Source organism: Saccharicrinis fermentans DSM 9555 = JCM 21142, from assembly GCF_000517085.1.
Taxonomy (GTDB): domain Bacteria; phylum Bacteroidota; class Bacteroidia; order Bacteroidales; family Marinilabiliaceae; genus Saccharicrinis; species Saccharicrinis fermentans.
The window spans coordinates 3,691,248-3,710,658 of record NZ_KI912107.1 but is presented as its reverse complement, the minus strand read 5'-3'; the positions used below and the strand labels follow the sequence as shown (position 1 = coordinate 3,710,658).

The 19,411-nt window shown below is 40.3% G+C and carries 15 protein-coding genes; 9 read left to right on the top strand and 6 right to left on the bottom strand.

Going from position 1 to position 19,411, the window contains the following annotated elements:
* Positions 1-182: 182 nt before the first annotated feature.
* The 3 genes from CYTFE_RS0115120 (at position 183) to CYTFE_RS0115110 (ending at position 2,811) form a co-directional block, all read left to right on the top strand.
* A complete protein-coding gene (locus CYTFE_RS0115120) occupies positions 183-1,271 on the top strand; it encodes an iron-containing alcohol dehydrogenase family protein (RefSeq protein WP_044212363.1) in 1,089 nt (362 codons plus the stop codon).
* A gap of 109 nt (positions 1,272-1,380) precedes the next feature.
* A complete protein-coding gene (gene kdsB / locus CYTFE_RS0115115) occupies positions 1,381-2,136 on the top strand; it encodes a 3-deoxy-manno-octulosonate cytidylyltransferase (RefSeq protein ID WP_027472466.1) in 756 nt (251 codons plus the stop codon).
* Entirely contained in the window at positions 2,137-2,811 is a 675-nt protein-coding gene (locus CYTFE_RS0115110; protein ID WP_027472465.1) for a hypothetical protein, read from the top strand.
* Between the two features lie 71 nt (positions 2,812-2,882).
* Here the strand turns inward: CYTFE_RS0115110 and CYTFE_RS0115105 are convergent, their stop codons facing one another.
* The 6 genes from CYTFE_RS0115105 to CYTFE_RS26760 form a co-directional block, all read right to left on the bottom strand.
* Complete coding sequence (locus CYTFE_RS0115105) at positions 2,883-4,337, bottom strand: glycoside hydrolase family 30 protein (protein WP_027472464.1); 1,455 nt, start codon at positions 4,335-4,337, stop codon at positions 2,883-2,885.
* Positions 4,338-4,349: 12 nt separating this feature from the next.
* A complete protein-coding gene (locus tag CYTFE_RS26765) occupies positions 4,350-5,798 on the bottom strand; it encodes a glycoside hydrolase family 30 protein (RefSeq protein WP_081736007.1) in 1,449 nt (482 codons plus the stop codon).
* A 116-nt stretch (positions 5,799-5,914) separates the two neighbouring features.
* A complete protein-coding gene (locus tag CYTFE_RS0115095) occupies positions 5,915-7,627 on the bottom strand; it encodes a SusE domain-containing protein (RefSeq protein WP_027472463.1) in 1,713 nt (570 codons plus the stop codon).
* A gap of 216 nt (positions 7,628-7,843) precedes the next feature.
* Positions 7,844-9,322 (bottom strand): RagB/SusD family nutrient uptake outer membrane protein, encoded by a 1,479-nt coding sequence (locus CYTFE_RS0115090; protein ID WP_044212374.1) that lies wholly within the window; start codon positions 9,320-9,322, stop codon positions 7,844-7,846.
* A 19-nt stretch (positions 9,323-9,341) separates the two neighbouring features.
* On the bottom strand, positions 9,342-12,299 hold the full coding sequence (locus tag CYTFE_RS0115085) for a SusC/RagA family TonB-linked outer membrane protein (protein WP_052343224.1): 2,958 nt from the start codon (positions 12,297-12,299) through the stop codon (positions 9,342-9,344).
* Positions 12,300-12,607: 308 nt separating this feature from the next.
* The gene (locus CYTFE_RS26760; RefSeq protein WP_044212365.1) at positions 12,608-14,263 is read right to left on the bottom strand and encodes a DUF6377 domain-containing protein; all 1,656 of its coding nucleotides are present in this window, start codon (positions 14,261-14,263) and stop codon (positions 12,608-12,610) included.
* Between the two features lie 369 nt (positions 14,264-14,632).
* Here CYTFE_RS26760 and rpsL point away from each other — a divergent pair, with 369 nt between their 5' ends.
* From rpsL to rplD, 6 genes are all read left to right on the top strand, one after another.
* Complete coding sequence (gene rpsL / locus CYTFE_RS0115075; RefSeq protein ID WP_027472460.1) at positions 14,633-15,007, top strand: 30S ribosomal protein S12; 375 nt, start codon at positions 14,633-14,635, stop codon at positions 15,005-15,007.
* Positions 15,008-15,137: 130 nt separating this feature from the next.
* Positions 15,138-15,614, top strand: a complete 477-nt coding sequence (gene rpsG / locus CYTFE_RS0115070) for a 30S ribosomal protein S7 (RefSeq protein ID WP_027472459.1) — start codon at positions 15,138-15,140, stop codon at positions 15,612-15,614.
* 29 nt (positions 15,615-15,643) lie between these two features.
* Positions 15,644-17,755 (top strand): elongation factor G, encoded by a 2,112-nt coding sequence (fusA, locus tag CYTFE_RS0115065; protein WP_027472458.1) that lies wholly within the window; start codon positions 15,644-15,646, stop codon positions 17,753-17,755.
* Between the two features lie 12 nt (positions 17,756-17,767).
* Entirely contained in the window at positions 17,768-18,073 is a 306-nt protein-coding gene (gene rpsJ, locus CYTFE_RS0115060; RefSeq protein WP_027472457.1) for a 30S ribosomal protein S10, read from the top strand.
* An 83-nt stretch (positions 18,074-18,156) separates the two neighbouring features.
* Complete coding sequence (rplC, locus tag CYTFE_RS0115055; RefSeq protein ID WP_027472456.1) at positions 18,157-18,774, top strand: 50S ribosomal protein L3; 618 nt, start codon at positions 18,157-18,159, stop codon at positions 18,772-18,774.
* Complete coding sequence (gene rplD / locus CYTFE_RS0115050; protein WP_027472455.1) at positions 18,774-19,394, top strand: 50S ribosomal protein L4; 621 nt, start codon at positions 18,774-18,776, stop codon at positions 19,392-19,394. The genes rplC and rplD overlap by 1 nt, the downstream gene beginning before the upstream one ends.
* The last annotated feature ends 17 nt before the right edge of the window (positions 19,395-19,411 follow it).

Genomic DNA, 19,411 nt, shown 5'->3' with positions numbered 1-19,411 from the left:
TAAGTATCACCAAGACATAAAGTAAGTACTTGGTGTTTTACTATGTTCTGCATGCCTTTGTTGTTTTTTATAAGATATAAAAATCCGAAGTATTATTGCTTCAGATTAATTTTTGCGGTCATTTATAATGCTGGTAGTAGTTTGCTTATCAGCGGATGACCACTCACTAATGACTAATTATCATGCTATACGATTTTAGAAGTTTCGTTAATCCGGGACATTATGCATTTGGAAAAGGAAGTCTTAAACACCTGGGAGAACTTATTGAGAGAAGGAAAAATGAAAACAATGACTGGACGGTCTTTATGATTGATCATTATTTTCAGGATAAAAAGGAAACCCTAGATCGCCTGCCTATTGGGGAAAAAGATTTGGTGTTTTTTATAGAAACCAAGGATGAACCTAAAACAACCTTGGTGAATAAATACCGCGACCAGATATTGGCTCATCAAACTACTTTACCTGCTGTAATGGTGGGTATGGGTGGTGGTACCACCATGGATTACGCTAAAGCAACAGGTTTGATGGTGACTAACCCCGGTGATTCTAAAGATTACCAAGGACTGGATTTAATTAAGAACGAAGGAATTTATACCATTGTCATTCCTACAGTGTCAGGTACAGGGGCTGAAGTTTCTATGACTGCTGTTTTGAGTGGGCCTGAAAAAAAATTAGGTATCAAATGTGATTATACCATTCCCAATGAGGTGCTTTTTGACCCTGAGTTGTTGGCTACCGTGCCGGATTCAGATCGTTTTTTTACAGGTATGGATTGTTATATTCACAATGTGGAATCATTGACAGGTACGTGGATTAATTCTATGGGTAAGGCTTTTGCTGAGAAGTCCAATGAAATTTGTGTAAAGGTGTTTACGAACCAAATTGAAGATCGTTTGGAAGCAGACGAACAAATGATGGTGGCCTCTATTATGGGGGGTAATAGTATTACCTATGCGCAGGTAGGTGTTTGTCATGCTCTTTCTTATGGTTTGGCGGTGGTATTGGGAACTCACCATGGAGTAGGTAACTGTATTGTATTTAATCAACTCGAAAAATATTACCCCAAAGGTTATCAGTTGTTTAAAGAAATGCAAGCCTTACAAGGGGTAGAGATTCCTTCTGGTATCACTGCGGGATGCTCCGAAGAGCAGTTCGATCAAATGGTTGATGTAGCTTGGGCGCTTGAACATATGTGGAATAATGTGTTTGGTCCTGATTGGGAAAAGCATATTAGCAAAGATGAAATCAAAGCTTTGTTTAAAAAGATGTAGGTTTAATCAGAAATTTTAAGTCGGGGGATGATATGACGTGGGTATATTATCTCCTGGCTTCTTGTCATTCGATAGGTAAGGTGTTTCTTATCTTCTTAGTCAAAAAAATATGAATATAATAGGGATAATTCCAAGTCGATATGCTTCAAGCCGTCTGCCGGGTAAGCCATTGGCCATCATTGGTGATAAGCCAATGGTGCAGTGGGTGTACGAAAATTGTCAAAAAGGACTGGAGCAGGTGTTTGTGGCCACTGACGATCAGCGTATTGTGGAGGCAGTGGAGGCCTTTGGTGGTAAAGCAGTGATGACAAGACAAGATCATACCAGTGGCACCGACCGATGTGCTGAGGCTGCTGAAAATATTGAGAATAAGTACGGCGTGAAGGCTGATGTGGTTGTTAATATACAGGGCGACGAACCATTTTTTGAGGCAGCACAATTAGCGGATATTAAATCGGCCTTTGAAAATCCAGATACGCAAATAGCTACCCTGGTGCAGAAAGCCAAAGATTTGGATCAGGTCTTAAGTCAAAGTGAGGTGAAAGTGGTGCTGAACAACTGGGGTGAGGGAATTTACTTTAGTCGTTCTCCGATTCCTTTTTTACGTAATGTGCAACAAAATGAGTGGATGGAGCATCAGACTTTTTATCGTCATTTAGGTATTTATGCTTATCGTATGGATGTTTTAAGGGAGATTGTCAAGCTGGAGCAGTCTATTTTGGAGAAAGCTGAATCGCTGGAACAGTTGCGCTGGATCGAAAATGGTTTCCCTGTTACCTGTGTGATCACCGAACTGGAAGAAACCATGTGTATTGATACGCCCGAGGATTTGGCAAGGGCAAACGAATTGATTAAAAGTTTATAGATGGATATACAAAGCCAATTTGAAAGTATTGGAGGACGTTTTATAAAGCCTGTGGATGAGTTAAAAAAGAAGCTATCTGGTATAAAAGCTTATATCTTTGATTGGGATGGTGTTTTTAATAATGGAGCTAAAACAGGTTACGGAGGCAGTAATTTTGCTGAGCCCGATGCCATGGGTGTGAATATGCTAAAGTTGGATTATTGGCTTAGAAACGCTTGTTTGCCAGCTACTTTTATCGTTACTGGAGAGGAGAATGAGAGTGCGCAGTATTTGGCCAAGAGAGAACATATGAATGCCGCTTTTTATAGGTGTAAATTCAAGGTGCGTGCCCTGGAACGTATTTGTAAAGAACATCAGCTGCAGCCTGATGAAATTGCATTTTTTTTCGATGATATATTGGATGTTGAGTTGGCTCGTTCGGTGGGGGCAAGTTTTCAGATGAATAGAAGTGCCAACCCGCTTTTTAACCAATATCTGGAAGATAATAAGGTTTGTGATTATCGCACAGGAAGTGCCGGAGGTAATGGCGGGGTTAGAGAGGCTTGTGAACTAATTATCGGATTAACAGGTAGCTTGCCCAATGCTATCGAAACCAGGATAGAATTTACAGGTGACTATACACAATATCTTAACGAGCGCAATTTGATAGAAACGGTTTGTGAACCAGTGGAGTGATAGGTGAAAATATATAAAAAAGTCCTCTTTCATTTTTCTGAAAGAGGACTTTTTTGTTTTTAGGAATATTATCAATAGATAATGGTCTGAATACCATGGGCTGGTATCTCAAGTGAGGTTTCGTAATCGTCCACTATCATTTTGTATGATATGTTTTTAGGACTGTCATTCATGGTTATAGTTACCATTTTTCCGTCTTTATTCAAAAATGATGTACTGATCAGGTGACTTCTGCTGGTGGAGGTGCTCACTCTTTTGGCTCCGGGGCGGATAAACTTTGAGAAATGACCAATGTAATAATAGGATGGCGTATAAATCAAAGAGTCAGTCCGGGTGTCTGCATGGATAGGAGAGAAGCAGTAGTTACCAACATGGTTAGGTCCACCTGTATGATCCAATAAAATATTCCAGTCGGTCCACCCGGCTGTTCCGCAGTTAAAATCTTGTATCATAGCTCTACCATAGCGCTCACCATTAGACCAGCGTTGATATTCTGCTTCGTTGAATGCTTCAATGCAACCTTCCGTAAAAAGAAGGTTTTTGTTTGGGAACGATTCTTTGACATTGCGAAGGTTGTCCCACATGGACTGTCCGCCTGCCCATCTCTCGTACCAATGAAAGCCTATACCCCAGGCGTATTTTGCTGCTTCCGGATCCCCAAAAATGGTATTGGCTCTGTGAGAAATCAAATCGCGATTATGATCCCATACTACGATGTGTTTGTCTCCCAAGCCTTCTCTTTGCAATGTTGGCCCTAGATAGTTCTTTAAAAAATCGCGCTCTTCTTCTGCTGTATATACACAGGATTCCCATGTTTGCACGGCCATTGGCTCGTTTTGTATGGTCAATCCCCAGATAGGCATTCCTTCCGCTTCGTAGGCTTTTATAAATTTTGCATAGTAGGATGCCCATGACTGATAGTATTCAGGAAGGAGTTTGCCTCCTTTGAGCATGTTTTCTTTGCCTTTCATAAAGGCAGGAGGACTCCATGGACTCACGTAAAACAGCAAGGAGTCGGATGCGGCAGCCATGGCTGTTTTTATCATGGGAATGCGATATTTTCTGTCGTGATCGATGTTAAAACTACTTAGTTCTTTGTCGCCCTCGTTGATGTAAGTATAACTCTGTGAGCTAAAATCACAGCTGTGGATTGTAGTGCGCATAAGGCTGTAATCAATACCATCTTCACCGTAATATGCATCGATCAATTCCTTTTGTTTTTCGGGACTTAATTGGGCGTATACTTCGGCAGAAGCATCGGTGATGGCACCTCCAATACCAATAAATGTTTGAAATTGTTTTTCGGGTTGTACAAAAACAGCGATTTCTGTTTCCAGAGGTTGTGAAGAAGGACTGAAAGAAAGGTTTGGAGATAAGCTGAGTCTATCTTTTGTGTCCTTGGCTGTGGTATATACCATTATGGATTTGCCCTCGACAGTATAGGGCGTTGTTCGGTTTTTCTCGATTTTGCTTTGAGAACAGGCCATGAAAAATAAGGCCGTCATTAGTATACAAAAATGTTTCATATTTGTGGTGTATTATTGTTTCCAGACAAATGTGCCTACAGACTTGGAGGCTAATGTGACGGTAATCATTTCATCATTCCATTTCATATTCACTTCTTGTGTGGTATCGGAATCGTTTAAAGCAATGATGACTACCTCTTTATCGGGTGTTAGATAGGCTATGTTTGGTATGTTTGTGGGTATATTTGATTCAATACGCACAGATCCTGGCCTTACAAATTTAGAAGCATGTGCAATAATGTAATATGCGGGATTGTAGACTACGGCATCACCGTCAATGGTTAATGCTCCTAGGCATTCGGTACATCCTCCATCGGTATATGGTTCTAGCTTTGAGTCTGCTGCCAGATTCCATTCCAACACTGTTTTGCACCAATTGCGTGGAGCGCCAATGATTAAATGACGCGTGTGCCATACTAAATCATCTCCAAAACTACCCGGAGCTCCTATCCATTGTTCTGTGAAATATAAATTTTTATCTGGGTGTGCATTGTGTACATCTGTTAAGTTATCTATTTCACCTCCATAAAGATGAAATGCTGATCCATCAATGTATTTGTTGGCCTCAGGATCGTTTAAAATACTGATGGGATAATCGGTTCTGTCGGCATTGTGGTCATAGATGATGATTTTGGTGTTTATTCCTGCGGTTTCAAAGGCTGGACCCAAGGCTGTTTTTATAAATTCAGCTTGGTCATCAGCGGGCATATACATACTGGGGTTGTTACCCGGATGTAAAGGTTCATTTTGCACAGTAATGGCATCAATGACAATTCCTTCTAAAGCCATTTCCTGCACATACTTAACAAAGTATTGTGCATAGGACTGGTAGTATTCAGGCATCAACTCTCCACCTTTGGTAGCTCCGTTTGTTTTCATCCAGGTGGGGGCAGACCAGGGGGTGCCCAGAATCTTGATCGTTGGGTTGATCGCTAAAATTTCCTTTAGTACAGGAATGAGATATGCCCTGTCCGGATCCAAAGAAAATTGTTCCATATTCATATCGGTCTCTCCACTAGCTAAATCGTCATAAGAAAATGTGTACGCATCTAAATCGGATGCGCCGATGCTAATGCGCAGGTAGCTTACCCCAATATTATTTTGGTCGGAAGCAAATAGCGTTTGTAGCAAGGCAAGTCGTTGGGAGGAGCTCATATTGTATAGATGCATGGCGCTGCCTCCCGTGAGTGTATAGCCAAAACCATCCATTGTTTGGTATGTTGTGTGGGTGTTTACCGTAATGGTTGGGTGATTGTTTGAGCTGGCTTGTGTGAATGTTTGATCCTGTTGATTGAATTTGGCGATTCCATCATAAGTTGAAAGATAAAAAGATATGTCTAACGCTTCCAGTGTGGATGGAGGAGGAGCCGGTGTGTCATCTGAATCATTGGCGCATTGAATTACCAAGAGACTGATGATGGTAAGGAATATGGATATGAATGACATTTTTTTTAAATTCATGTGTGAAAAATTATATTAAAACATAAGGTCTTTGTTCTGTGTTTTTTACCGAATAGTTCGCAGACCTTATGTTTGTGTGGTTTTTACCTTGTATTGATAACCAAGTTCATTGTTTGCTACTGTGCTGTAAATGTATAATTGGCTGTCGAAAAGTCAGGCGCTACAGTTAAAGTGATATTGTAGGAGCCACTAGTGGTGATGTTGGACAGGTTGGAAGCGCCAGAATCATTGGTTACTGTTCCTGTTAAGGCAGTGCTATTGTCACTGCTTCCTGCACCAAACTGAATCTCCCAAGGTGAGAAAATCTTAGATTCAAAATTAGCTTGTAAATCGGCTGTTGACGAAAAAGTGTAAGGGTGTGTATAACTGAGTTTTGTTTCGCTTTTGGCATCCCACCCCCCTTCTGCATCATTATCCCAGTGGAATAACTTCAAGTTATAGTAATGCCATTTCAGCTCACCTGTTTTTATGTCCACCACAAAGCCATAGGCCTGGTCAATGGCTGGAGAAAAAAAGAGGTTGCTTTCTTCTAAGCTGATTGTGCCTTCAACTTTATCGGCGTCGCCTTGCTCCATGGCTCCAAGGATGCTATAGCTTATGCCATTGCCATCATCCTGAGTGTTAATCAGTATTTGGTCGCTAGTTTGTAATGCGATATAGCTGGTGGTGGCAAATAGGCCATCTCCAATCATGGTCATCTCATAGACATCGGTATTATTTGTAATGATGTATATTCTTTGTTCTGGTGCTTTTTCTAAATCTAAGGTGTACTTATTGGCTGTCATCGTTAGGGTTACTGTGTAATAACCAGCCTCTTCTTGTTGAAAGTTATCAAAAGTGTAGCCGTATGCAGTGCCAAAATCCTCAAGAATGACCTCGTGGTTACTTGCATCTACCTCTTTGATGAGTCCTTGCCAATCATTGTTTGCTCTAATGATGTAGCTTCCTGTTTTTACAAAGTTGATGTCAGCTTGCCAAACACCCATGCCTTTATAGTTGAGGGCTTCGTCAGATTCCCATGCGCCTGTTAAGGCATCTCCTATTAAAGCCAACCTGTCAATCTTAAAAAAAGAAATGCTCATCGCATCAAAATCGATACTTATACGGTATATGCCTTCGCTGTCAACCCTGATTGCTTGTCCGCCACGAACCAGTTCTCCTTCGTCATTCAGCCCATAAGCAATTGCATTTTCACTGCGTCCGTTATAAACCATGAAATCTTCGTTGGCCTTTAACTGGGTGTATGATTCATATAGGTTAAGTTTGTCTCCTTGCGCATTTTTTAAACGCTTCATCCATATCGCGTTACTTATGTTATTTCCTGTTTCAGTGGCTGAACCACACAGGTATAAGTGGTCATCATCATATCTAACAACTGTTAGGGGAGCAGTGTTAAGCACTGTTTTTGAAAGGCAGGATGCTTTTACAGACCACTGAACCTGAATATCTTCACCTGGTTTATAGCCAGCCATATATAAAGCTTGGTTCAATTCAGATACGGTAATGGTAACATCGTTACTCTTGCCGCCATTGTTTGCTGGTAATGATAGAATAGGGTGGTTAGGATCTTCTGCGTTTAAGGAGTCGATCAAGACATCATAATATACGCCATATCCGGCTGAGGATTTCGCAGCATCCCATTTGAACTCAACATTGCTGAAGGGGGTGTTTTCGTCAAGAATGATCTTATTGTCACTGTTGGGCTGAGTTAATGTGGGTGCACTTAATTCCCAATTGCCCTCGGGTTCAAGGTTGCTTTCTTCTTCACAGCTCCAGGTCACCAAGCCAATTAGAAGAGCCATTATTAAATGGATATTTTTAACTTTCATGTTTAAATTTTATTTTCAATGGTCATATGGAACTCACCGAAATGAACCATACTCCCGTGTGTCTAATTATTTGCAATAGCCATGCGTTTAGTGTATTTTAAATGCCGATAATGCCTATTGTAGATGTTTAACCCGTAAAATGTATTAGAAAATACCATGACGAAGTTCTAATGCATTATCTGGGTTTAAATGAATGAGTTCATCTCCACTTTTTAATTAGTTGGAGGGGTTCGGATCTAGGGCCGTGTTTCGATCAAGCTCTTGCTGAGGGATAGGCAGTAGTTTTTTAGCATCTGTCATATTGTACTCAATTGCCTGGTTATCCCTTAGGTCTATTTCTGTCAAGTTATTCATGGTTTCAGTGACCGTTCCGTAGCGCAGTAGATCATCCCAGCGCTGACCTTCTTGTGCTAACTCTAAACGACGCTCATTTAAAATGGCCAATCGTAAAGTCTCTTTGCTACTTGTTTTGTCACTGGTTAAGGGATTCAGATTTACACGAGCACGAATGCGATTCACCTCGCTTACAGCTTCGGATAGCTTTCCTGTTTCATTGAGCACCTCTGCTTTTAATAAGACAATATCACCATAACGGAGGATGTATTGGCGGTCGGTACTTGCCCAGCCCATTGCATTTTTCCACTTGTAGGCAAAAGGTATTGAAGTGCCCATGGCATTGCCCCAATACTCATCTACCCAATCATTTATTTCCTCAAATAAAAGGGTTGCATTCATTCGTATGTCATCACCTTCAGCCTCAAAAGCATTCACCAGGTCGTGGGATGGAGTAATAAACTTTCGCCATGTATCACCGCTTACGGATGGAGGTAGTAGCATTTGTGGTCCCCAATTGCCTTCGTCGCCTCCTAAGTACTGAATCTCAAGAATAGACTCTGCATTGTTATGGTGGTTACCGTCGAATAAATAGTTGTAATCAATCAGTTCGTAGTTGGCTTCACTGGCTTCTACCGCTGCAATGTATTCCAACGCTTTGGCGTAATTAGGGGATGGTTTTTGGGCACAGGCCTTGGCTGCCAGTGCATTGGCCGCCCCCGTTGTGGCCCGTGCTTTATTAATGCTGGCTTCATCTCCATATGTATCCGGAAGTAAGCTGATGGATGTATCGAGGTCAGCGAGTATTTGTTCATAAACACGCTCCGCAGAGGAACGCTCAATGTTTACATCACTTGCTTTTGTGGATGTGGTGGCTGTTAAAATAAGTGGTACTCCACCCCATAGATTTACCAGGTTGTAATAGTGATATGCCCTTAAAAAGTAAGCTTCTCCCTTTATTTGTTGTCTTCGTTCCTCGGTTAGTAATACATCATGCACATCGTCCACTTTTTTTAATACGATATTTGCTTTGAGTATGGCATTGTATATATTCGACCAGCTTTGATATACCTTTGAGTTGGTTGCCGATATATTCAAAAAGTCTATTTCGAATATTTCTGCATTGTCACCTCCCGCATAATGGTTGTCTGATCGTACATCTTGAAAAAGTATATTGTTCCACACGTAGGCATCTGATTGAAAGGATTCGTATGTTCCTGTCAGGGCAGCTTCAATCTGACTGTAGGAGTCATAGGCTGTGGCTGTGGTTTCTTCTGAAATAGGTTCCAAATCAAGGAAGTCGTCGCAGGACCAGAGAGAAAAGGCCATGCAGCTAATGATAATATATGCTTTTATATTCATGGTATTTATTTTGAACTTGTTAAAAAGTGACATTTAAACCAAAGATGATATTTCGTGTTTGGGGATAGGTGCCGTAATCAATACCTTTCATGGTGTTTGAGCCTCCATAGGCATTTACTTCAGGATCAAATCCTGAGTAGTCGGTAATGGTGAAGAGATTCTCTCCGGTTGCATAGATTTTAACCTGGTCGAGTTTTATGTTTTTCAACAGGCTCTGCGGAATGTGGTAGCTAAGTGTGATGGTTTTTATCCTAAGATAAGATGCGTCTTCTATAAAACGAGTTGAAATTCTTGAATTATCGGTGTTGGCCCAGCTCGCCTTTGGTATATGGGTGAGGTCGCCAGGTTGTCTCCATCTGTTATTAACAGTTGCCAATTGGTTTTTGGGGTCACTCATTCCTTCTGAATCTATTCGGGTGGCATTTAGCATGTCATTGCCGTAGGCTCCTTCTAGAAAAACGGTTAATCCCAGTCCTTTGTAATCTACTGTATTGTTCAGTCCGTAAAAAAAATCCGGATTGGCATCTCCAATAATGGTTCTGTCTTCGGGCGATGGCGAAAAGGTGCTTTCTCCATTTTTATCTATGTAATATCCATTTCCTGTGGTAGGGTCTACGCCGCCCCATATATACCCATAGAGTGTACCTAGGGCTTGTCCTTCTTGCAAGATAACGGCTTCTCCTCTCCCTGCTATATCACCCATAGGTAGGCTTTCAACCACCAGGTTGGTTACTTTATTTCGATTAAATGAGAGATTGATGGTGGAACTCCATTTAATGGCCTTGTCTATGTTAACGGTATTCAGACTAAATTCCAATCCTTTGTTTTCCAGGTTGCCGATGTTTTGTAAGGCATTGTCGTAGCCGGTACTATGGGGTAGAGGTGCATCTAGTAGCAAATCTTTTGTTTTGCGTAGGTAAGCATCGGCCGTAAGCTGCACTCTGCCGTTTAGCATGCTAAAATCTATGCCCACATTGGTCTGTTCTGATTCTTCCCATTTCAAGTTATTGTTGTCAATGGATGATGGATAAGTGCCTGGCATTGACTGTCCTCCTATGGGATAGTTTGCTCCAGAGCCTGCTAGACCATAGAAGGCGTAGTTGCTGGTCTGATCGTTTCCTACGATACCCCATCCCAATCGTATTTTCAGGTCGTTTAAAAAGCTTAGTTCTTGCATAAACGATTCTTGCGAAATGCGCCATCCTGCAGAAAATGATGGAAAATAGCCCCATCGGTTGTCAGGACCAAAAGAACTGGAAGCGTCGGCCCGGAAATTTGCTGTAAGCAGGTATTTGTCATCGAATCCATAATTTAAGCGGCCAAAAAAGGAGGTGTTTGTTTTCTCTGATTTCGTGTTACCTGCCGAAGTGATAATGGAGCCGGCATTGGTAGTTGTAACCCCGTTGCTGGAGAAATTTTCAGTGGTGATGTAGTTATTTTCCCAGAGGTATTTTTGTGCCACGCTTCCTAATAATCCTTCCAAAGAATGATGATTTATTTTTTTGTTGTAGGATATGGTGTTTTCTATCATCCAGAAGCTGGAACGATCAGTATTGTTGCTTGCGATACCACCTTTGGCAATGCCATAACTGGTTAGATATGGATCCAGAAAGTAATCATATATGCCGTTACTGTAGTCCACACCCAAATTACTTTTGAAGCTAAAGTCTTTTAAAAAGGCTACTTTCACAAACATATTACCTAAAAAACGATCGCTTTTATAAGCCCGGTCGGAGCCATCGGTGCTGGCAATGGGGTTTTCCCAGTTTTGAAAAGGGTTTGAAGTAAATGTGCCATCTTCATTGTAAATGCCTATGATAGAAGGTGTATTGAGTACGCCTGTTAAAACACCACCTTGGTTTACTGCATTGTTGTCATTTACATCCACGTCGGAATATTTGGTGTATGATATGCGGCTGCCCAGACTTAACCAATCATTTACTTCGTGGTTCAGGTTAATCTTGAAGTTGGCTCTGTCCATTTCGGAACTACGAACCGCACCCTCTTGCTGAACCCAACCTCCGGATATATAGAAGTTTGTATTTTCGCTTCCTCCAGAAACGGATAGCTGATAGTTCTGAGATATTCCTCTTTGAAATATTTCGTTTTGCCAATCTGTATTTTTGTTATATCTCTCCCAATCAGTTGACTGTCCCATCTCGGTCATTAAATCGCGGTATTGTTCGCCATTCAGTACAGCTAAGGTGTTCCATACCTCAGAGAAACCTGTGTATGTATCCAGACTGACAATGGTTTTTCCGCTCTTTCCTTTTTTGGTGGTAATAAGAACTACACCGTTTGCGCCCTGTGCGCCATAGATAGCCGCTGAGGAGGCATCTTTTAGGACAGTCATGGTTTCTACATCGGCAGGATTGATGGATCGGGTATCGGTGGTAGGTATGCCATCAATTACGTATAAAGGTTCGCTGCCCGCTGTAATGGAATTGGTTCCTCTTACTCGAATGCTCAAGCCTTCTGATGGTTTGCCTGATCCGGAAACCACACGTACCCCGGCAGCCCGCCCTTGAATTAATGAGCCTAACTGTGTGTTGGGGCGTGATGCCAGTTCCTCTGATTCCACCAAGGCAACAGAGCCTGTTATGTCTTTCTTTTCTTGTGTTCCATAGCCAATGACTACTACTTCATCCAGTCCGAGTGTTTCTTCATTGAGGGTAACATTGATGATGCTTTGTCCTGATATGCTTTTTTCCTGACTTTTCATCCCTATGAAACTATAGATGAGAATGCCTTCTGTCGGGAGGTTACCTGAAATAGTATAGCTCCCATCTACTCCGGTTATGGTACCTAAAGTGGTGCCTTTTAGAACTACCGATACTCCTGGAATCGGTTTTCCCAAGGAGTCAACAACTTTTCCTTTGATCAACGATTGTTGGGCTGTGATAGCTACGGACATGTATAGCCCTGCAACTAAGCATAAAAATATCTTGCGATATGCCCTTAATAAAGATTTATACATTGCGTGATGTTTGTTATGAATAAAAAAATAGATTCTTCTCTCTATGGTAAAGAGAATCTAAAATGAAGATGTCTCCCAAGGTGAGTAGTGAAAAAGTGGATGATTGGATTGTGTCAAAAAATGTTTCTTGTTGTTAATCAGGATGTAATGATTTTGACGTGTCTTAAAAAAAGTGGATGGAATTCACTCGTGTGTGAATGAAAATGGCAGTTATTTGCCCTTTGAGGCGGTTGAAGATGTGTATTTGGGTGTTAACCTCTTGAATGTTTTAATGCGTATTTGTCCGTAGACTGAAATGTAATTTGGTATTAATCTTTGACGGCATCGATGGTCATCACCTGTTGTTCAAAGTTCTCTCTGTTGCCTAGTGCTTTGTTTTTTACTTTAACCCGGTAGTTGTAAATTGTGTTTACCGAATAGCGAAGTAGTTTGGCTATTTGGGCACTGTCATTGATTCCCAGCCGAATGAGTGCGAAAATTCTAAGCTCAGTGTTTAAGCGTTCTTCTGATTTTAATATGATCTGTTCTTCGGTACGTAATAAGGCATTTAGTTCGTTAACAAAATTAGGAAAGATGTGAAGAAAAGCATCGTCAAAATTTTTATAAAATTCTTTGACTTCCTTGTCGATAAGTTTGTTTGATTTTGTTTCGGCCAGTAGTTCTTCTATTTTTCGGCTCGTAATTTTTTTGCTTACCTTTTTGTTCATCTGATCCATCTTGTCAATATAATTGGAACAGATACTTAAAAAGTTTCCGATGTAGTTTTCTTTTACATGATTCGATTCGGATAATTGGTCATTGGCTTGATTCAGTTTTTTGTTTGATTCGGCCAGATTTAGGTTTAACTTGTTGAGCTTTGAATTTATGTTTTTTAGTTCCTTCTGTGTTAGTCTTAGCGTTGCTAACTGGCGGTGAATAAAGAATATGGCGATGAGCAGTAGCAGTAAGAGTGCGCTAATGGCCATCAATGAGGTTTGTAATTTTCTTTGTTGTTTCTCGGTTTTGTGTTCGTAGGCTTCTGTTATAACAGGTAAGATTTCTGAAATTACTTTAAACCTTAGTTCAGAATTGAAAAAGGAAGCGTCATCAAAAGAAAATTTAATGAATTCATGTGATCTGTCGATGTCTCCTTTTTTATGTAATAGTAGTGCTAGTACGGTCAAAGAAGCATTGTCTTTTACCGAGGACTGGATGTCTGAGGTGGCGGATAAGATTAGGTATTTCATTTGCATTTCTTCATCCTTTTCCAGTTGGTATAGGAGTGATCGTTCAAAAGTAATCTGGGAGTACAGTCGATTTCCCATCTTGGTTTTGGACAAGCGTTGGGTATTTATTTTTTTGCATTCCAACAAGTTTCTGTCGTCTCGGTATTTTTTTTCGAGGATAGACAAATAATCGTCAGAGTTCTGATTTAAATAAGGAATTAAGGAATCCGTATAAGCTTCTACTTTTGAGTAGTATTTGTGATAGTTGGAAGATAGAGGTGCATAAAAACTTAGTTCATTGTATGTTTTAATAAATGCTTTGTAGTAGTCGATCAGTAATGGATCATTCAGCTCCTTCTTGTTGATGGAGTTCAGGATTTCAAAAGCCTCAAACAACCTTCCTGAGGAGGCCATGATATTGGCTAATTTGATGTTGTTTTGGTGGGTTAATCTAATATTATTTAATTTTTTGGATATGTTGATATTCTCATTTATAAAGTGAAGTGCAGAATCCAGTGTGTACGTTAGGTATTCTTCGATTAACTGATTGTTGATAAAAAAAATCTGTTCCAGGTTGTTGTTGTTTTTATGTGCTAATTCTTTTAATTGCGATATTCTATTTTCCTTTTTTTGATCGAATTGGTCGCGTTGAGCCATGGTTGCTTCCAGATGAGTTAGTAGGCTATCCATCTCATTGATGGCCTCTAGGGGTGTAAGAACGATAAAAAGCAAGTATAGGTAAAGGAAAATTTTCATCATGATTGAAATTTATAAATGATGGCAATGGTAATAAAAAAGAAAAAAATACATAAAGTTTGACGCATATATTTTTGGGGAATAAGGCCGTTCAAAAATATACTGATAAGTAACGATTAAAAGAGCAAGTTATGTTAGCATTGTCTGCTTGCTAAGTTTTCCACTAACAATTTGTATTCTAGTAAGAACACCGTGAAAGAATTTTTTAAAAATATTGCTATTATTTGTTCTTTTCTCGTTGGAAATTAGTACTTTTGCATCGCTTTTTGTCTAAAATTCGTAAAAATAACTGAGAATCAGTGTGTTTTATGGGGCGAAAAGTAAAAGTTATAAGCAAAGATTAAGAATTTTATTTTAAACAATTTTAGTTATATGCCAACGATTCAACAGTTAGTTCGTAAAGGACGCACCACATTGGTTGAGAAAAGTAAGTCTAGAGCACTAGATTCTTGTCCTCAACGTAGAGGTGTTTGTGTGAGGGTGTACACGACTACACCAAAGAAGCCGAACTCGGCCATGAGAAAGGTTGCAAGGGTTCGTCTAACTAATGGGAAAGAGGTGAATGCCTACATCCCAGGAGAAGGACACAATCTTCAGGAGCACTCTATTGTACTTGTACGCGGAGGAAGGGTAAAAGATCTTCCAGGTGTACGTTACCACTTAGTACGTGGAGCTTTAGATGCCTCAGGAGTTGAAGGACGTACCCAACGTCGTTCAAAATATGGAACCAAGCGTCCTAAGAAGTAATTTAAAGAAGTGTTTAACTGATAGTTTTGTTTATTGGTAGTTAAAACAGAAGGTTGAGTAAAAAGCAATACCTTGCTTTTGAAGACACAGAAACATTGACAGCCAATAATAAACTGATAAACAAGAAGAAATGAGAAAAGGTAAACCAAAGAAGCGAATATTGCTTCCTGATCCAAAGTTCAATGATACTTTGGTAACACAATTCATCAACAACCTAATGCTTGACGGTAAAAAATCAACTGCTTACGGTATTTTTTATGATGCATTGGACCGCATGGCTGATAAAGCAGAGAAAGAAGGAAAATCAGCTTTAGAAATGTGGAAAAAAGGGTTGGAAAACATCACTCCTGCAGTAGAGGTAAAGAGTCGTAGAGTAGGTGGAGCAACTTTTCAGGTGCCAACCGAAATTCGTCCTTCAAGAAAGGTTTCTGTAGCTATGAAGAACTTGATTCTTTTTGCTCGTAAGAGAAGTGGTAAATCAATGGCAGAAAAACTATCTGCTGAAATTGTTGCGGCTTATAACAATGAAGGCGGAGCCTTCAAGAAGAAAGAAGATATGCACAGGATGGCGGAGGCTAACCGAGCATTTGCTCACTTTAGGTTCTAATCATCTAATCTTTTAAGGGAAAAAATAAAATGGGAAATTCAGATTTAAAACACACCAGAAATATCGGTATCATGGCGCATATCGATGCAGGTAAAACCACTACAACAGAGCGTATTCTGTTTTATACAGGTATTACCCATAAAATTGGTGAGGTTCACGATGGTGCTGCTACCATGGACTGGATGGAGCAAGAGCAAGAAAGGGGTATTACCATTACTTCTGCTGCTGTTACCACCAACTGGAACTATAATAACGAATCATATAAGATTAACATTATCGATACCCCGGGTCACGTTGACTTTACTGTAGAGGTAGAGCGTTCCTTAAGGGTATTGGATGGTACTGTTGCCTTATTCTGTGCTGTAAGTGGTGTAGAGCCACAAAGTGAAACTGTATGGAGACAAGCTGATAAATATGGTGTGCCCCGTATTGGTTTCGTGAATAAAATGGACCGTTCAGGTGCTAACTTCTTTGAAGTAGTTCGTCAGGTAAGAGAGATGTTAGGAGCAAATCCTATTCCTCTTCAAATTCCTATTGGAGCAGAAGACGATTTTGAAGGAGTTATTGACCTTATTGAAAATAAAGAGGTTGTTTGGTTTGATGATGCCCAAATGGGTTCTCGTTATGAGTTAAGAGAGATACGAGAAGAATTGAAGGCAGAAGCCAAAGAGTGGAGAGATAAATTAGTGGAGGCTGTGGCCGAATCTGATGAGGAGTTGATGGAACGTTATTTTGAAGATCCAGAATCTATTACCAAAGAGGAGATGATAGCTGTTATACGTACTGCTACCATTAATCAAACGATTACTCCTATGATGTGTGGTTCTGCTTTTAAAAATAAAGGAGTTCAACGTTTGCTTGATTCTGTAGTAGCTTTCTTGCCGGCTCCAACCGACATTCCTGCTATTACTGGTACTGATCCAAACACGGGCGAAGAAGCTTCAAGACCTCACGATGTAAATGCTCCTTTTTCAGCATTGGCCTTTAAAATTGCCACGGATCCGTTTGTTGGTCGTTTGGCCTTTATGCGTATTTATTCCGGTAGACTAGAAGCGGGTTCTTATGCATTGAATACGCGTACCGGTAAAAAAGAACGTATCTCTCGTTTGTATCAGATGAAATCCAACAAACAGCTTCCCCAGGATGTGATTGAGGCTGGTGATATCTGTGCAGGAGTAGGTTTTAAAGATATTCGTACAGGTGACACGCTTTGTGATGAGAAAAATCCTATTACTCTGGAGTCTATGGATTTTCCAGAACCAGTAATTGGTGTGGCTGTAGAGCCTAAGTCGCAAAAAGATATGGACAAATTGGGAGTCGCTTTATCTAAATTAGCTGAAGAAGATCCTACTTTCCGTGTTCAAACTGACGAAGACAGTGGTCAAACAGTAATCAGCGGTATGGGTGAACTTCACCTTGAGATTATCGTGGATCGTTTGAAACGTGAGTTTAAGGTGGAATGTAATCAAGGTCGTCCTCAAGTAACTTATAAAGAGGCTATTACGCAAACTGTTGACCACCGTGAAGTGTTTAAAAAACAGTCTGGTGGACGTGGTAAGTTTGCTGATATTGTGGTGACCATAGGACCAAGAGAAGACGGTAAAGAAGGGCTTGAGTTTGTGAACCAAATTAAGGGAGGTAACGTACCTAAAGAGTTTATTCCTTCGGTAGAAAAAGGTATCAAAGAAGCCATGTTAAATGGTGTATTGGCCGGATTTGTCGTGGATAGTCTTAAGGTGGTACTTTTAGATGGTTCTTTTCACCCTGTGGATTCTGACCAGTTGTCTTTTGAGATCGCGGGACGTCAGGCTTTCAAAGCTGCATGTGCAAAAGCAAAACCAATTCTTCTTGAACCTATTATGAAAGTAGAAGTCGTTACTCCCGAGGAGTATATGGGTGATATTATCGGTGACTTGAATAAACGTCGTGGTCAGGTAGAAGGAATGGAATCTAAAGCAGGTGCTCGTGTAGTGAAAGCTAAGGTGCCTCTAGCCGAAATGTTCGGATATGTAACAGTTTTACGTACTATTTCATCGGGTCGTGCAACTTCTTCAATGGTGTTCTCACACTTCGAAGGGGTTTCTAAAGCCATTGCGCAAGAAGTAGTGAAAGAAGCTGAAGGTAAAGTTGAATTATTATAATAAGATCTCAAGATGAGTCAGAAAATACGAATCAAATTAAAATCTTACGATCATAACTTGGTTGACAAGTCAGCTGAGAAAATCGTTAAGACGGTGAAGACAACAGGAGCCGTAGTAAGCGGTCCTATTCCACTTCCAACTCATAAAAGAGTGTTTACAGTGTTGCGTTCAACATTCGTAAACAAGAAGTCGAGAGAGCAATTCCAACTTTCATCATATAAGCGTTTAATCGATATTTATAGCTCAACAGCTAAAACTATTGATGCTTTAATGAAGTTAGAATTACCTAGTGGAGTAGAAGTAGAAATCAAAGTTTGATAGAAGCAAAATAAGTTCGCATAGCTCGTAGGTCGAAGCACGGGCTGTGTGAATCGATTATTTAATATTTAATTTTTGTAACAATGCCAGGATTAATTGGAAAAAAAATCGGAATGACTTCCGTTTTCAGTGCCGATGGAAAAAACATTCCATGCACTGTTATCGAAGCTGGCCCATGCTTGGTTACACAGGTTAAAACTGTGGATACCGATGGCTATGAGGCTGTACAGCTGGCGTTCGACGACAAGAAGGAAAAGAACACTACTAAAGCAGTGTTAGGCCACTTTAAAAAAGCAGGCGTAACACCTAAAAGACGTGTTGTTGAGTTCAAAGGATTCGAACAAGAATTGAGTTTAGGTGATGAAGTAAAGGTTGACATCTTTGAAGAAGATTCATTTGTTGACGTTACCGGAGTCTCTAAAGGTAAAGGATTTCAAGGTGTAGTAAAACGTCACGGTTTTGGTGGTGTTGGTGGTTCAACTCACGGACAGCATAACCGTCTTAGAGCCCCTGGTTCTATTGGTGCCGCATCTTACCCTGCTCGTGTTTTTAAAGGTATGCGTATGGCTGGACGTACCGGAGGAGATAGAGTGATGGTAGAAAGCCTTAGAGTATTAAAAGTAATTCCTGAAAGCAACCTTATTATCGTTAAAGGTTCGGTTCCGGGAGCTAAAGGTTCATATCTAATTGTTGAAAAGTAATGGAACTAAAAGTATTAAGCATAACAGGAGAAGAGACCGGAAAAACTGTTGAGTTAACAGATGCAGTTTTCGGTATTGAACCCAACGATCATGCTATTTATCTTGATGTAAAACAGTTCCTAGCAAATCAACGTCAGGGAACTCATAAGTCAAAGGAAAGAGCAGAGATCGTAGGAAGTACACGTAAGATCAAAAAACAAAAAGGTACTGGTACAGCTCGTGCCGGTAGTATAAAATCACCTGTTTTTAGAGGTGGTGGTCGCGTTTTTGGTCCACGTCCACGTAACTATGGATTTAAATTGAACAAGAAGTTAAAAGAGCTTGCCCGTAAATCAGCTTTATCCTATAAAGCCAAAACCGGTAGCATTATCGTTGTTGAAGATTTCAACATGGAAGCTCCCAAAACTAAAGAGTTCGCACAAATTCGTAAGAATCTTAAAGTAGAAGGAAAACGTTCGTTGGTAGTATTAAACGAAGCCGATAAAAACGTTTACCTAGCTTCAAGAAATATTCCTAAATCGGAAGTAGTAACATTAGCTGAATTAAATACTTATAGTATAATGAAAGCCGGAGCGTTGGTTCTAGTGGAAAGTTCAGTTGAAGGATTAGGTAATCTTTAATTTAAAGCTTAAGGAGA